The 15154-nt window shown below is 53.4% G+C and carries 12 protein-coding genes and 4 tRNA genes; 13 read left to right on the top strand and 3 right to left on the bottom strand.

Going from position 1 to position 15154, the window contains the following annotated elements:
- The first annotated feature begins 45 nt into the window (after nt 1–45).
- From wecB to AC5JPW_RS03575, 13 genes are all read left to right on the top strand, one after another.
- Nucleotides 46–1176, top strand: a complete 1131-nt coding sequence (gene wecB, locus AC5JPW_RS03635; protein ID WP_494238309.1) for a non-hydrolyzing UDP-N-acetylglucosamine 2-epimerase — start codon at nt 46–48, stop codon at nt 1174–1176.
- Nucleotides 1173–2435: a UDP-N-acetyl-D-mannosamine dehydrogenase gene (gene wecC, locus AC5JPW_RS03630; protein WP_494238308.1), complete on the top strand. Its 1263-nt coding sequence runs from the start codon at nt 1173–1175 to the stop codon at nt 2433–2435. Before wecB ends, wecC begins: the two co-directional genes overlap by 4 nt.
- A 9-nt stretch (nt 2436–2444) precedes the next feature.
- Entirely contained in the window at nt 2445–3122 is a 678-nt protein-coding gene (rffC, locus tag AC5JPW_RS03625) for a dTDP-4-amino-4,6-dideoxy-D-galactose acyltransferase (RefSeq protein ID WP_494238307.1), read from the top strand.
- 4 nt (nt 3123–3126) lie between these two features.
- Entirely contained in the window at nt 3127–4257 is a 1131-nt protein-coding gene (rffA, locus tag AC5JPW_RS03620; protein WP_494238306.1) for a dTDP-4-amino-4,6-dideoxygalactose transaminase, read from the top strand.
- 1 nt (nt 4258) lies between these two features.
- A complete protein-coding gene (gene wzxE, locus AC5JPW_RS03615; RefSeq protein ID WP_494238305.1) occupies nt 4259–5509 on the top strand; it encodes a lipid III flippase WzxE in 1251 nt (416 codons plus the stop codon).
- On the top strand, nt 5506–6585 hold the full coding sequence (locus AC5JPW_RS03610) for a TDP-N-acetylfucosamine:lipid II N-acetylfucosaminyltransferase (RefSeq protein WP_494238304.1): 1080 nt from the start codon (nt 5506–5508) through the stop codon (nt 6583–6585). The genes wzxE and AC5JPW_RS03610 overlap by 4 nt, the downstream gene beginning before the upstream one ends.
- On the top strand, nt 6582–7922 hold the full coding sequence (wzyE, locus tag AC5JPW_RS03605; RefSeq protein WP_494238303.1) for an ECA oligosaccharide polymerase: 1341 nt from the start codon (nt 6582–6584) through the stop codon (nt 7920–7922). Before AC5JPW_RS03610 ends, wzyE begins: the two co-directional genes overlap by 4 nt.
- Nucleotides 7923–7934: 12 nt before the next feature.
- Complete coding sequence (wecG, locus tag AC5JPW_RS03600; protein WP_494238302.1) at nt 7935–8675, top strand: lipopolysaccharide N-acetylmannosaminouronosyltransferase; 741 nt, start codon at nt 7935–7937, stop codon at nt 8673–8675.
- Between the two features lie 233 nt (nt 8676–8908).
- A complete protein-coding gene (gene thrP, locus AC5JPW_RS03595) occupies nt 8909–10294 on the top strand; it encodes a bifunctional threonine/serine APC transporter ThrP (protein WP_494238301.1) in 1386 nt (461 codons plus the stop codon).
- A 102-nt stretch (nt 10295–10396) separates the two neighbouring features.
- A tRNA-Arg gene (locus AC5JPW_RS03590) sits at nt 10397–10473 on the top strand.
- Nucleotides 10474–10541: 68 nt separating this feature from the next.
- A tRNA-His gene (locus AC5JPW_RS03585) sits at nt 10542–10617 on the top strand.
- A gap of 44 nt (nt 10618–10661) precedes the next feature.
- Nucleotides 10662–10747: transfer RNA gene (locus AC5JPW_RS03580), tRNA-Leu, on the top strand.
- 38 nt (nt 10748–10785) lie between these two features.
- Nucleotides 10786–10862, top strand: a tRNA-Pro gene (locus AC5JPW_RS03575).
- Between the two features lie 529 nt (nt 10863–11391).
- Here the strand turns inward: AC5JPW_RS03575 and AC5JPW_RS03570 are convergent.
- The 3 genes from AC5JPW_RS03570 to hemX all read right to left on the bottom strand — a co-directional run bounded on the left by AC5JPW_RS03570 (nt 11392) and on the right by hemX (nt 15137).
- Nucleotides 11392–12603: an MFS transporter gene (locus AC5JPW_RS03570; RefSeq protein WP_494238300.1), complete on the bottom strand. Its 1212-nt coding sequence runs from the start codon at nt 12601–12603 to the stop codon at nt 11392–11394.
- 177 nt (nt 12604–12780) lie between these two features.
- Nucleotides 12781–13977: a protoheme IX biogenesis protein HemY gene (hemY, locus tag AC5JPW_RS03565; protein ID WP_494238299.1), complete on the bottom strand. Its 1197-nt coding sequence runs from the start codon at nt 13975–13977 to the stop codon at nt 12781–12783.
- Nucleotides 13978–13979: 2 nt separating this feature from the next.
- Nucleotides 13980–15137: a uroporphyrinogen-III C-methyltransferase gene (gene hemX / locus AC5JPW_RS03560; RefSeq protein WP_494238298.1), complete on the bottom strand. Its 1158-nt coding sequence runs from the start codon at nt 15135–15137 to the stop codon at nt 13980–13982.
- Nucleotides 15138–15154 lie beyond the last annotated feature (17 nt).

Genomic DNA, 15154 nt, shown 5'->3' with positions numbered 1-15154 from the left:
AGATGAAGGCTCTGTGCCTTCATCACCTAATCGAAGAGAAACGTTGTGAAAGTACTCACCGTATTTGGCACACGCCCGGAAGCCATTAAAATGGCTCCACTGGTTCATGCGCTGGCAAAGGATCCTGATTTCGACGCAAAGGTATGCGTCACTGCGCAGCATCGGGAGATGCTCGATCAGGTATTAAATCTCTTTTCTATCGTTCCGGATTACGACCTGAACATCATGCAGCCAGGACAAGGGCTGTCAGAAATTACCTGCCGTATTCTGGAAGGGCTCAAACCCATTCTTGAATCATTCCGGCCTGATGTGGTGCTGGTTCATGGTGATACCACTACAACGGTTGCTGCAAGTCTCGCTGCCTTCTATCAACGTATCCCTGTAGGTCACGTCGAGGCGGGGCTGCGTACCGGGGATCTGTCATCCCCCTGGCCTGAAGAGGCAAATCGCACACTGACCGGCCACCTGGCGCTGTACCACTTTGCGCCGACGGAAAACTCACGGAGTAACCTGCTGCGTGAAAACATTGCCGATAAACATATTTTCGTCACTGGTAACACAGTAATCGATGCGCTCTTCTGGGTGCGTGACAGTATTCTGAATAATGCCACGATGCGTGAAGAGCTGGCATCACGTTATCCCTTCCTGGATAGCAGTAAGAAATTGATTCTGGTTACCGGGCACCGCCGCGAAAGTTTTGGCCGTGGGTTTGAACAAATCTGCCATGCGCTGGCCGAGATTGCTGCGCAGCATGATGATGTCCAGATTGTCTATCCCGTGCACCTTAATCCCAACGTCAGCGAACCCGTGAACCGCATTCTTGGGCACGTTGAAAATATTACGTTGATTGAGCCGCAGGACTACCTGCCATTCCTGTGGCTGATGAACCACGCCTGGCTGATCCTTACCGATTCAGGTGGGATTCAGGAGGAAGCTCCCTCACTGGGTAAACCGGTGCTGGTGATGCGTGATACGACTGAACGTCCTGAAGCCGTGGACGCAGGGACGGTCAGGCTGGTTGGAACAAACTGCCAGCGCATTGTTGAAGAGGTCTCGCGACTGTTGAATGACAATGATGCATGGCAAGCCATGAGCCGCGCGCACAATCCGTATGGGGATGGGCAGGCCTGTGGTCGAATTTTGCATGCACTGAAAAATAATCGGGTAACGCTATGAGCTTCACAACCATTTCCGTCATTGGCCTTGGCTATATTGGACTGCCAACCGCAGCGGCTTTTGCCTCCCGGCAAAAACAGGTCGTGGGGATCGACATTAACACCCACGCAGTAGATACCATCAACCAGGGCAAGATTCACATTGTTGAGCCCGATCTGGACGAGGTGGTGAAACGTGCTGTTGAAGGCGGCTGGTTGCGCGCCAGCACCACGCCTGTTGAAGCGGATGCGTATCTTATTGCCGTCCCAACACCGTTTAAAGGCGAACATGAACCTGACATGAAGTACGTGGAAGCTGCAGCTAAGTCTGTCGCGCCGGTACTGAAGAAAGGAGCGTTGGTGATTCTGGAGTCGACATCGCCAGTCGGTGCTACCGAGCAAATGGCCGCATGGCTGGCTGAGGCTCGCCCGGATCTTAGCTTCCCGCAGCAGGCGGGTGAGCAAGCTGATATCAATATTGCCTACTGCCCGGAACGTGTACTGCCAGGCCAGGTGATGGTTGAACTGATTAAGAATGACCGTGTTATTGGCGGGATGACGCCGGTTTGCTCTGCGCGAGCGAGCGAGTTGTATAAGATTTTCCTCGAAGGCGAATGTGTGGTGACCAACTCCCGCACCGCTGAGATGTGCAAGCTGACCGAGAACAGTTTCCGCGACGTTAACATTGCGTTTGCCAACGAACTGTCGCTGATTTGTGCCGACCAGGGCATTAACGTTTGGGAACTGGTACGCTTGGCAAACCGCCATCCGCGTGTAAACATTCTGCAGCCGGGCCCTGGCGTCGGTGGGCACTGCATCGCCGTAGACCCTTGGTTTATCGTGGCACAAAACCCGCAGCAGGCTCGCCTGATCCGCACCGCGCGTGAGGTGAACGACAGTAAACCCCATTGGGTACTTAACCAGGTCAAAACGACGGTTGCCGACTGCCTGGCGGCGACTGACAAACGTGCGAGTGACCTGAAGGTCGCCTGCTTTGGGCTTGCGTTTAAACCCAACATTGACGATTTGCGGGAAAGCCCGGCGATGGAAATTGCCCACAGTATTGCGCAGTGGCATAGCGGTGAAACGTTGGTGGTGGAACCAAACATCCATCAACTGCCCGCCCGGCTGGCAGAAAACTGCCTGCTGGTGAGTCTGGATGAGGCGCTGGCCCAGGCTGATGTACTTGTCATGCTGGTCGATCACAAAGAATTCAAAGCGGTTGCTAGTGACCAGGTGCGTCAGCAATACGTTGTTGATACCAAAGGCGTCTGGCGCTAAGGACGGCTCATGGCGATACACGGCACCCTGGAAGAACTGGCGTGGGAAAGCGCCTTTTTCGGCATTCGTAGCGCGATTTTGCGTTTACAGGATGATGCCCCCGCACTCGAGTCGGGAGCCTTTGGTGCATGGCCACGCGTGCAGGTGAAAATTCCGGCTGCGCATTCGCATCACCTGGATGCCCTGCAGCAATTGGGTTTTCATCTGGTGGAAGGGGAAGCGGATTTTTCTCTGCCGGTACCGGAAAACGGAACCGACCCCCTGGCACAACTCGCCGTAGACGCTGACATCGCGCCATTGCGCGACATGGCCGCGAATCTTTTCAGCCAAAGCCGTTTCCGTGCCCCCTGGTATCCTGCGCAGGCCAGTGGACGCTTCTACGCACAATGGATTGAAAACGCAGTCAAAGGCGTGTTTGACCATGAATGCCTGCTGTTCCGTACAGCATCTGGCGATATCTCTGCTTTTGTCTCCTTGCGTCAGCTCAACGACCACGAAGCCCGTATTGGCCTGCTGGGCGGGTACGGCGCAGGAGAAAAACTGATGCTGACAGCATGCCAATGGGCACGCCAGCGCCAGCTCACAACGCTTCGTGTGGCGACACAAATAGGTAATCTTGCCGCCATCAAACGATACACTCGTAGCGGTGCGATAATGGAAAGCACTGCTTACTGGCTATACAGGTGACCCTATGATCCCTTTTAACGCACCTCCGGTAGTAGGAACGGAACTCGATTACATGCAGTCGGCGATGGGCAGCGGCAAACTCTGTGGTGACGGTGGTTTCACCCGTCGCTGCCAGCAGTGGATGGAACAGCGCTTCCACAGCCCGAAAGTCCTGTTGACGCCGTCTTGTACGGCGTCGCTGGAGATGGCGGCACTGCTGCTGGACATCCAGCCTGGCGACGAAGTGATCATGCCAAGCTATACCTTTGTGTCGACGGCGAATGCTTTTGTGCTGCGTGGCGCGAAAATCGTCTTCGTTGATATCCGTCCGGATACCATGAACATCGATGAAACTCGCATTGAAGCGGCTATCACTGAAAACACCCGCGCCATTGTGCCTGTTCACTATGCCGGTGTGGCTTGTGAAATGGACACCATCATGGCCATCGCTAACCGGCACAATCTGTTTGTGGTGGAAGATGCCGCACAGGGCGTGATGTCCACTTACAAAGGCCGTGCGCTGGGTACCATTGGTCACATTGGCTGCTTTAGCTTCCACGAGACCAAGAACTACACGGCGGGTGGTGAGGGTGGAGCGACACTGATTAACGATCGTGCGCTGGTTGAGCGTGCGGAAGTTATCCGTGAGAAAGGCACCAACCGCAGTCAGTTCTTCCGGGGGCAGGTGGATAAATACACCTGGCGGGACATAGGCTCCAGTTACCTGATGGCCGATCTCCAGGCTGCATACTTGTGGGCACAGCTGGAAGCGGCGGATCGCATCAATCAGCAGCGTCTCTCTTTGTGGCAGACCTATTTTGATGCGCTTACGCCGCTGGCCCGTGCCGGACGAATTATGCTGCCGTCGATCCCTAAAGACTGCGGCCACAACGCGCATATGTTCTACATTAAGCTGCGCGATGAAGATGACCGTAGCAAACTGATCGCCTTCCTGAAGGAGGCTGAAATTCTGTCGGTGTTCCACTACATCCCGCTGCATGCGTCTCCGGCAGGTGAAAAATTCGGTGAATTCCACGGTGAAGACCTGCACACCACGAAGGAAAGTGAGCGTTTGCTTCGCCTGCCGCTTTTCTACAATCTCGCTCCGGTTAATCAGCGTACGGTGATCAATACCTTGCTGAGCTATTTTAACTAACATGTCGCTGGCTAAAGCCTCTGTCTGGACCGCCGCAAGTACCCTCGTCAAGATTGGCGCGGGCTTGCTGGTGGTTAAACTGCTGGCCCTGGCGTTTGGCCCGGCAGGTGTCGGGCAAGCGGGAAATTTCCGCCAGTTGGTGACCGTGCTGGGCGTGCTTGCCGGGGCGGGTATTTTTAACGGTGTGACCAAATTCGTTTCGCAGCATCACGACGATCCGCTGCGATTGCGCGAGGTGGTTGGCACCGCTTCGGCAATGGTTCTGGGCTTCTCGACGCTGATGGCGCTGGTATTTCTGCTGGCCGCCGCCCCGATCAGCCAGGGGCTCTTTGGTCATCAGGATTATCAGGGCCTGGTGCGCCTGGTGGCGCTGGTCCAAATGGGGATTGCTTGGGCAAACCTGTTGCTGGCGGTGATGAAGGGCTTTCGCGATGCAGCGGGTAATGCGCTATCGCTGATTATCGGCAGCGTGATCGGCGTGTTAGCCTGGTATGCCTGCTATAAGGTCGGTCAGTATCAGGGCGCATTGCTGGGAATGGCGCTGGTGCCTGCGCTGGTGGTGATTCCGGCCCTGTTTATGTTGGTCAGACGCCGCCATGTGCCACTTACGTACTTCGCACCGCGTTGGGATAACGGCCTGGCCGGACAGCTCAGTAAGTTCACCCTGATGGCGCTCATCACCTCCGCGACCTTACCGTTAGCCTATGTGATGATGCGAAACCAACTGGCCGCCCATTACAGCTGGGAGGATGTTGGAATATGGCAAGGGGTGAGCAGTATCTCCGATGCTTATCTACAATTTATTACCGCCTCGTTTAGCGTTTACCTGCTGCCGACGTTGTCCCGGTTGACCGCGAAGCAGGACATTACCCGTGAGATTGTGAAGTCGCTCAAATTTGTTCTGCCTGCGGTAGCGGCGGCGAGCTTCTGTGTTTGGTTACTCCGGGATTTCGCTATCTGGCTGCTGTTTTCGGACAAATTCACCGCCATGCGCGATTTGTTCGCCTGGCAGTTGGTCGGGGATGTATTGAAAGTAGGCGCTTACGTATTTGGTTATCTGGTTATCGCGAAAGCGTCGCTGCGGTTCTATATTCTGGCGGAATTGAGTCAGTTTGCGTTGCTAACGGCCTTTTCTCGTTTACTGATCCCGGCCCACGGTGCGGCTGGGGCAGCACAGGCCTATATGGCAACGTACATTATTTATTTCGCCCTCTGTTGTGGCGTGTTTTTACTCTGGCGTAGACGGCAATGACTGCACTCATACACGTACTGGGATCGGATATCCCACACCATAATCATACTGTGCTGCGATTCTTCAATGACCATCTCGCGGCCACGGGCGAGCACGCCCGTGAGTTTATGTTGGCCGGGCAGGATGAAGGGATGAGTGTGACTTATCCCGCCTTGACCCTGCATTTTTTGGGCTCGAAACAAGCCCTGGCGCAGGCGGTCATCGCCAAAGCGAAGGCGAACCGAGAGCAGCGCTTCTTCTTTCACGGCCAATTTAATACCGGCATCTGGCTGGCGCTGTTGCGTGGGGCGATTAAATCATCTCAGTTTTACTGGCATGCCTGGGGAGCCGATCTCTATGAAGTTTCCCGCAGTCTCAAATTCCGCCTGTTTTACCCAGTGCGTCGGCTGGCACAGAATCGTGTCGGGGCGATTTTTGCCACAAGAGGCGATTTGGCCTGGTTTAAAAAAGTGCATCCTGATGTGCGTGGGGAACTGTTGTACTTCCCGACGCGGATGGATCCGGCGCTGAATACGCTGGCCTACGAAATTAAACGTGAAGGCAAATTGACGGTGCTGGTGGGCAATTCTGGCGATCCGAGCAATGAACACATTGCTGCCCTGAATGCGCTTCATCGCCAGTTCGGGGATAACGTTAACGTTATTGTGCCCATGGGGTATCCGGCGAATAACGAGAGTTATATTGCTCAAGTCCGTCAGGCCGGGCTGGCACTGTTTAGCCCGGACAACTTGCGGATTTTAGATGAGAAAATGGCGTTTGATGATTATCTGACGCTGCTGAGTGAGTGTGATTTGGGCTATTTCATTTTTGCCCGGCAGCAGGGGATTGGCACCCTTTGTCTTCTGATACAGGCGGGTATTCCCTGCGTTCTCAATCGTAAAAATCCGTTCTGGCGGGATATGGTCGAAGAGGGCGTTCCGGTGCTGTTTACTGATGATACGCTTAATGAAAGTATTATCCGGGAGGCGCAGCGCCAGCTATTGGCCGTGGATAAAGACGCCATTACCTTCTTTAGTCCGAATTATCTGGCTCCATGGCATCAGGCGTTACGTATTGCTGCAGGGGAAGTACGATGAGCCCACTTGAGTTCTGCGGGTTACTGATTCTCTGGTTGGTGGCGTCGCTGTTTATCGCCACGTTGACGTGGTTTGAGTTTCGCCGGGTTCGTTTTAACTTCAACGTCTTCTTTTCGCTGCTTTTTTTGCTGACGTTTTTCTTTGGTTTCCCGTTAACCAGTATTCTGGTGTTCCGCTTTGACGTTGCTGTCGCTCCGCCAGGCGTCATGATGCAGTCACTGCTGGCGGCAACCTGCTTTTACGGCATCTATTACATCACCTACAAAACCCGGCTACGATCTTCGTCTCGGGTCACTCCCCGTCGCCCTTTGTTTACGGTGAACCGGGTGGAAGCCCATCTGACCTGCGCCATGTTGCTGGCAATTGCGCTGGTGAGTGTCGGTATTTTCTTTATGCATAACGGCTTTTTGCTGTTTCGCCTGCATTCATACAGCCAGATCTTTTCCAGCGAAGTCTCCGGTGTTGCCCTTAAGCGCTTCTTTTACTTCTTTATTCCAGCCATGCTGGTGGTCTACTTCTTGCGCCAAAGCGCGCAGGCATGGCTGTTTTTCCTCGTCAGTACCGTCGCGTTTGGTCTGCTGACGTACATGATCGTGGGGGGAACGCGCGCCAATATCATTATCGCGTTTGCCATCTTCCTGTTCATCGGCATTATTCGCGGCTGGATCTCGCTTTGGATGCTGGCTGCGGCGGGGGTGATGGGAATTGTCGGTATGTTCTGGCTGGCGCTTAAACGCTATGGACTGAACGTCAGTGGCGATGAAGCGTTTTATACCTTCTTGTATCTGACCCGCGACACCTTCTCGCCATGGGAGAATCTGTCGCTGCTGCTGCAAAATTACGACAAGATCGATTTCCAGGGGTTGGCCCCGATTGTGCGTGATTTCTACGTCTTTATTCCCACCTGGTTATGGCCTACCCGCCCGGGTATCGTGCTCAACTCGGCGAACTACTTTACCTGGGAAGTGCTGAACAACCATTCCGGGCTGGCCATTTCTCCAACACTGATTGGCTCTCTGGTAGTGATGGGCGGGGTGTGGTTTATTCCGTTCGGTGGTGTGGTGGTGGGGCTCATTATCAAGTGGTTTGACTGGATCTACACGCTCGGCAACCGGGAAACAAATCGCTACAAAGCCGCCATTTTGCATAGCTTCTGCTTCGGTGCCATCTTCAACATGATCGTCCTCGCACGTGAAGGGCTGGATGCGTTTGCCTCGCGAGTGGTTTTTTTCCTCGTCATTTTCGGTGCCTGTTTGCTGATGGCGAAGTTGCTTTACTGGCTGTTTGATGTTGCCGGGCTTATTCATAAGCGTGGCATCCCTTTGTCTCAGGTCTGAATAAGGATGCGAATGACTGACAACACTGCTGCTCCGGTGTATGAGCTGCGTGGATTAAAGCTTATCGGCTGGCGCGATATGCAGCACGCTCTGGACTATTTATATGCCGATGGTGCCATCAAAGAAGGAACCCTGGTCGCCATTAATGCCGAAAAAATGCTGACTATTGAAGACGAACCGCAGGTTCGCACTCTGATCGACAATGCTGAGTTTAAGTACGCCGATGGCATTAGTGTGGTGCGTTCGGTTCGCAAGAAATACCCTCAGGCTGACGTAAGACGCGTTGCAGGCGCTGATTTATGGGAAGCTCTGATGGAGAAAGCCGGACGTGAAGGGACGCCTGTGTTTCTGGTTGGCGGCAAGCCTGAGGTGCTGGCGCAAACAAAAGAAAAGCTACGCAGCCAGTGGCAGGTCAATATTGTGGACAGCCAGGACGGTTACTTTCGGGCTGAAGAACGGCAGGCACTTTTCGAGAGGATCCGCGGCAGCGGCGCGAAGATTGTGACGGTGGCAATGGGCTCACCGCGTCAGGAAATCCTGATGCGCGATTGCCGTGCCGTCTACCCACATGCGCTGTACATGGGCGTGGGGGGCACGTACGACGTATTCACCGGACATGTTAAGCGCGCACCCAGGATATGGCAGCGAATGGGGCTGGAGTGGTTATATCGTCTTCTTTCCCAGCCAAGTCGCATCACGCGACAGCTACGTCTGCTGCGTTATCTGTCCTGGCACTACCGGGGCAATCTATAATTTTCTGCCATCGCGCCGCTCTGGCGCGATGCATTCGCCGTTTTATTGTGCGAAACATAGAATTTTTTTACACATCGTTTGCCATTTCCCTCAATTTAATAAACCATTCGCTCACTCAATGCATTGTGGCGGCGTATTTCGCACGTTCGACGCCAGTATCGGTGTATTGCTGCACGTTACTCTCATAAAAACAACCCGCCAGGCGGGAAAGACGCAAATACAACAGAGGTTATATGGCCGAAAACAAACCCGAGCTCCAGCGCGGCCTGGAGTCTCGTCACATTGAATTAATTGCCCTGGGTGGCACGATAGGCGTAGGCCTGTTTATGGGCGCGGCGAGCACCCTGAAATGGGCTGGTCCTTCCGTGTTACTGGCGTACATTATCGCCGGGCTTTTCGTGTTCTTCATTATGCGCTCAATGGGCGAAATGCTTTTCCTGGAACCTGTTGCTGGTTCCTTCGCCGTTTATGCTCACCGCTACATGAGCCCCTTCTTTGGATACCTCACCGCATGGTCCTACTGGTTTATGTGGATGGCCGTGGGGATCTCGGAGATAACCGCCATCGGCGTCTATGTTCAGTTCTGGTTCCCGGAGATGGCGCAGTGGATACCCGCGCTTATCGCCGTCGGACTGGTGGCGATGGCAAACCTTGCGGCTGTTCGCCTGTACGGTGAGATTGAGTTCTGGTTTGCAATGATCAAAGTCACCACCATCATCGTAATGATTGTGGTCGGGCTGGGCGTTATCTTCTTTGGGTTTGGTAATGGCGGCCACTCTATTGGTTTCGGTAACCTCACTGAACATGGCGGCTTCTTTGCGGGTGGCTGGAAAGGCTTCCTGACGGCGCTGTGTATCGTTGTTGCTTCTTACCAGGGCGTGGAATTGATCGGTATTACTGCCGGCGAGGCCAAAAATCCACAGGTTACTCTGCGCAGTGCGGTCGGCAAAGTGCTGTGGCGCATCCTGATTTTCTATGTGGGCGCTATCTTCGTTATCGTCACTATTTTCCCGTGGAATGAGATTGGTACTAACGGTAGCCCGTTTGTTCTGACCTTCGCTAAGATCGGTATTACGGCAGCAGCAGGTATCATTAACTTCGTGGTTCTGACCGCGGCGCTTTCTGGCTGTAACAGCGGTATGTATAGCTGCGGGCGTATGCTCTACGCACTGGCCAAGAACCGCCAGTTACCTGCATCTGTTGCGAAAGTATCGAAAAGCGGAGTGCCGGTAGCCGGTGTGAGCATCTCTATCGTTATCCTGCTGATCGGTTCGTGCCTGAACTACATCATCCCGAATCCGCAGCGTGTATTCGTTTATGTCTACAGCGCCAGCGTATTGCCGGGCATGGTGCCATGGTTTGTGATTCTGGTGAGCCAGATTCGCTTCCGCATTGCGCATAAGCAGGCGATTGCCAGCCATCCATTCCGCTCTATTCTCTTCCCATGGGCTAACTATGCCACGATGGCGTTCCTGATTTGTGTACTGATCGGCATGGCATTTAACGAAGATACGCGTATGTCGCTCTTTGTTGGCATCCTGTTTATGGCTGTTGTGAGTGTTGCCTACAAGCTTTTGGGCTTCGGTCGCCATGTTGAAAGCCGTAATGTGAGGGAATAATCACCAAAATGAACAAAGCATGACCAAACGAACATTTTATTTAAAAAGGCACTAGACAGAGGGTAGGGAAGTCCGTAATATCCAGCCCCGCAACGGCGCTAAGCGCCCGTAGCTCAGCTGGATAGAGCGCTGCCCTCCGGAGGCAGAGGTCTCAGGTTCGAATCCTGTCGGGCGCACCATTTAACCCGGTGCTTGATGAGCTGCGGTGGCCTGTAAATTACGGGGCCGCGTTAAAAAATTTGTAGTGGTGGCTATAGCTCAGTTGGTAGAGCCCTGGATTGTGATTCCAGTTGTCGTGGGTTCGAGTCCCATTAGCCACCCCATTATTTAGTAGTAAAAAGTTTTGTTGTAAAAAGTTTCGTGGAATGCGAAGGTGGCGGAATTGGTAGACGCGCTAGCTTCAGGTGTTAGTGTCCTTAGGATGTGGGGGTTCGAGTCCCCCCCCTCGCACCACAACTTTGATTGAACAAAAAAGTCAAAAAGCAGTACATCGGCGAGTAGCGCAGCTTGGTAGCGCAACTGGTTTGGGACCAGTGGGTCGGAGGTTCGAATCCTCTCTCGCCGACCAATTTTGAACCCCGCTTCGGCGGGGTTTTTTGTTTTCTGCGTCTTACAAACTCTTCATTTTGACCTGTTGCGAATCAGCGACAACACAAATCCTGATTGTCTCTATTTGGTGACGCTCAACCTCTTGAAATGAAACGGTTTATCGCACTGCTGTTTTGTTTGTCTCCTGTAAGCGACAAAAAAGAGTTCTGTTAGACTCCTGTCGCGTCTGTTTCTCCCCTGACACCCCTGAATTACCTGCATTCTTAAAAGGTTGCAGTAGATCGCTTTTGCTAATGCCAACCTGGCACACTATGTGCAATAATATACGTGTAGATGCTCATTCCATCTCTTATGTTCGCCTTAGTGCCTCATAAACTCAGGAATGATGCAGAGCCGTTTACGGTGCTTATCGTCCACTGACAGATGTCGCTTCGGCCTCATCAGACACCATGGACATAACGTTGAGTGAAGCACCCATTTATGTTGTCACACAGACCTGTTTTAACGCCTGCTATTTAGCAGGCGTTTTTTTATGGGATTTTTTGAAATTATTGTCGGTAACGATGCATCGCCAGTGCAGACAACAGCAATGTACAGAGTGACACGCTGTAGAGCGCCTGCATCGCCCCCCACCTGACGGCAAGTAATGCGGCAATTGCAGTCACTACCGTGGCTGTAACGGTTTGCCAGCGCCATGCTCTGGCACTGGCGGTAGGAACCTGGGTGGTGGAAAACCCGTCGAGCAGACTGAAAGTCCCCACGGCGAAAAGGACATTTGATGCCAGATGTGCGACAAAAATCAGCCCTGATATCGCCGCTAATTGTCCAGCAACCAGCGGCACCAGACCATAAGCTCCCAGAAAGATCCCCAGACACATCAGTAAAACGCGATTGCGTGAGGCATAGCCCGGAAGCTTTTTACTATCAAGCAGCAACGGGCCGCAAAGCTGCCCAAGGCTACGGGCAAAAAGCAGCGGTAAAGCCAGGGCTGTCGAATTATCCGGTTGAATCTGTTGAACCAGCGCGGGCATTAAGGCCATTGCGGGTGAACCGACGGCAGCCAGCACGGGAAGTATCAACAGACTCCGTTTTTGTCGTCGGCTGAGTGAAGACCAGCTTAACCCTGCTGAGACTTCGACATCTTCGCGACTCTTGTCGTGATGTGTGCGATAACAAAAAGAGGTCAAAACCAGCAGTGTGATAGCCGCCAGAAAACTTAATGCATCAATGCCCAAAAGTACCCGCGGATCGACGGTACCAAACAACAGCACGCCCATGCCCGTACCCAGCAAAACCTGAGAGGCAAAGATCACGGTTTCCATCGCCGTGGCTGCTGGCAGCTCCTGGGCTGATAAGCCGCGTTTAAAAAGCAACGTGAGGGACGGCCAGGACATTCCACCCAAGAGGGCTTCAACGGATTGCACTAAAAGTAATGCCGTTATGCTGTGATGCAATAATCCCAGCAATGGCAAGCTCAATGCTGCCAGCCCCAGTGTTTCCGTGAGGATCAACAACCGGGCGGGGGATATCGATTGGCAAAGTTTCTCTCCCACAAGACTGCCCAAAAAGCCGGGCAGCGTGGCAAGCATATACGCGAGGGTGAGCGTTGATGGGGACGCTTTCCAGTCCAGTAGTAGGCCGAAAACCAGTACCTGCGTTAATCCATTCCCAAGAGACGATAAGACAAATGCGCCAAGGAGCAGACGCAGCCAACGATGCACGCGTAATGCACGCATAAGCGCAAATAACAGGGTATTCATAATGTGACTTCCCGAAACGAGTGATGCCCTGCAGCAAAAAGCTGCACAGATAAAAAAGGGTAACTCGAGGGAAATCGTTACATTGGCGGGAGCGTTCCGTTAACTGAGACCCAAAAACTGTAGCACAGCGTGCTCATATTAACAGGTAAAAAAACGGGGCCGTTTGGCCCCGTGAGATCAGGAAGGTGGGTTGTTCTGTAGTGTCAGCAACAATCCATCGCGACGCATGGTCGCTGCCTCTTCAGGCTGATGGAGGCGGTCCAGGCAATCCGCCAGCCACGCATAGTCGAACGCGTCAGGGCGCTGTTTGATGGCTGCACGGAATGCAAGGCAAGCCTCTTTCCATTCCCCGTGTTTCATCAACGATTGTCCCAGAGTACTCCAGAGTAGCGGGCGGTCGCCCTGGGTCTTAATCTGTTGGCGAAGTATCTTTTCAACCTGCTCAGGGTTATTCGTTTTGAGACGCGGGATGACCATCACCAGGCGATCGTCATACTGACGTTTTAGGCCATCCAGCAGGATCGCTTGCGCCGTGTCGTGATCGTCACATTCAATCAGATGCTCGGCCATAGCCACTTGCAACAGAGGTTGATGCCGCGTTTTACGGCTCTGATGTTTCCACCAGGTGTTCAATCCTTCGCTCCCCTGATCGGCGCGAGCCTGATCCATTAAACCAATCCACGCCTGCTGCTGAAGTGCGTCCCGATGCGCTTCATCTGCGACATTGGCTTTCGCCATGGACGGAATAATGTCCAGCAGCGAGCCCCATGCGCTGGTGCGAATGTAGGCTTGCTCTGCCAGGCGCAGTACTTCCGGATGGCGCGGCGTTATTTCCAGCAACTTATCGACACCGTGTCGGGCTGCGTGATTTTCATTACGCGCAAGTTGCAAACGAACGCGAGTGATCTCAACGGGAATCAGATCGTTGCCTGCAAGCTCAGCGGCACGTTCCAGGTGCTGATTTGCACGAACCTCATCACCACGCTGCTGTGCGGCTTCAGACGCTAAAAGATAGTTCACCACCGGTTGCTCAGCATGATCGGCGTTTTTCGCCATCAGCTTCTCAACCTGCTGATAATCCCCTTCTGCCAGCTTAAGTAATGCCTGTTCGGTCTGCTTACGCGCACGGCGACGTTTACGACCAACGAACCAGCCACGTGTATGCGCACCCGTGCGGAAAATACGACGCAGCAGCCATTCAACGGCAAAGATAACAACGAGAGCAAGGATCAGGATGATCACCAGACCCGTTACGCTGGTTTCGATGTTGTAATTATCCGTCTGAATAAGTACATAACCCTGATGACCGGCGATCATCGGACCAACCACGATACCTGCCAGTAACAGTGCAAAGAGCAATAATACTTTCAGCATGATTATTCTCCCTGCGGCGCGTTAGCGGGCGCGGGCTGACTGGCATCCGCACCGGGTTGCGTCAATAAATTACGCACGCGGGTTTGCATCAGTTTTTCCAGAATCGGCTGGCTTTGCAGCGACTCCGGTACACTCATCGCGATGCTCTGCTGATCGAGCCTATCGAGCTCTTCAAGGAACGCTTTGGTCGTGGCATCTTCGGTATCGTAGTAAGCACGAACCCAGGTCGACACGTTATCCAGCGCCTGCTTGTAGGTTTCTTCCTGGTGACGTGGAACGGCCTGCGCGGCAACTAACAGACGTGAGCGAATGTTTTCGCGCAGGTAGACGTCCTGATTGGGTGCCAGTAATGGCACGGCGGTATCATCGCGACGGCGAATGGTGATAAAGCTGTCCATAAAATTCTGCCAGCTTTTTTGCAGGTTTACGCGCCATTCGCTGATTGAACTGGACAGCTCGCCGCTGTCATTGTCCATTGGGGTATCGTCGTCGTTATTGTCTGCCAGACGTAAGTTATCAATCTGATTTGAAAGCTGATTTACTTTCAGAATAATACCGTCATAGTCCACCTGCGTAATCGCGGAGAGCGTGGTGACATCCTCCGTGATGGCCCGACGGGCGGTAATCAGGCTCGGGTCGTTCATTTCAGCAAGGCTAATATCGGCGCTTTTTAAGAGTGCCGCAGCCGTGGTGGCATCCTGATCGCTCCAGAGTTTGCGACCTGCCAGCTTGACCAGGAAATCAGCCTGCGCCAGAAGCCAGGTTTTGGAGTCGGAGCCTGAAATGGTCGCCACTTTTTGCTGCAACTCATCCAGCTGTTTGGCGAGAGCCGCTTGCTGGCGTTTAGCATCATCCAGCTGGGTGGCTTGCTGTTTGATAATGCCTTCAAGCCCGGCTTTTTGTTTGTCCTGTGCTTGTTGCAAAGCAATGACCTGGTTTGCCAGTTCATCGTTCGTTGCACGTATAACGGTGGTCTGATGCTTGACCCAGCCATAAAGACCGGCGCCTGCGGCCAGTGCGATAGCTATCGCAATGACACTCAAGGCAAGACTTGTCTTGCCAGCGCGGTTGTTCTTCTCGGCTTTTTCGGGCGTCGGCGTCGTGCCATCAACCTGTTTGGTCTCTTCAACCACGGCAGAGGAGTGTTGTTGTTCCGTCATTATGGCTTCCCATTATG

It is taken from the genome of Phytobacter sp., from assembly GCF_059074235.1.
This window is presented reverse-complemented; position numbering and strand designations above follow the sequence as displayed.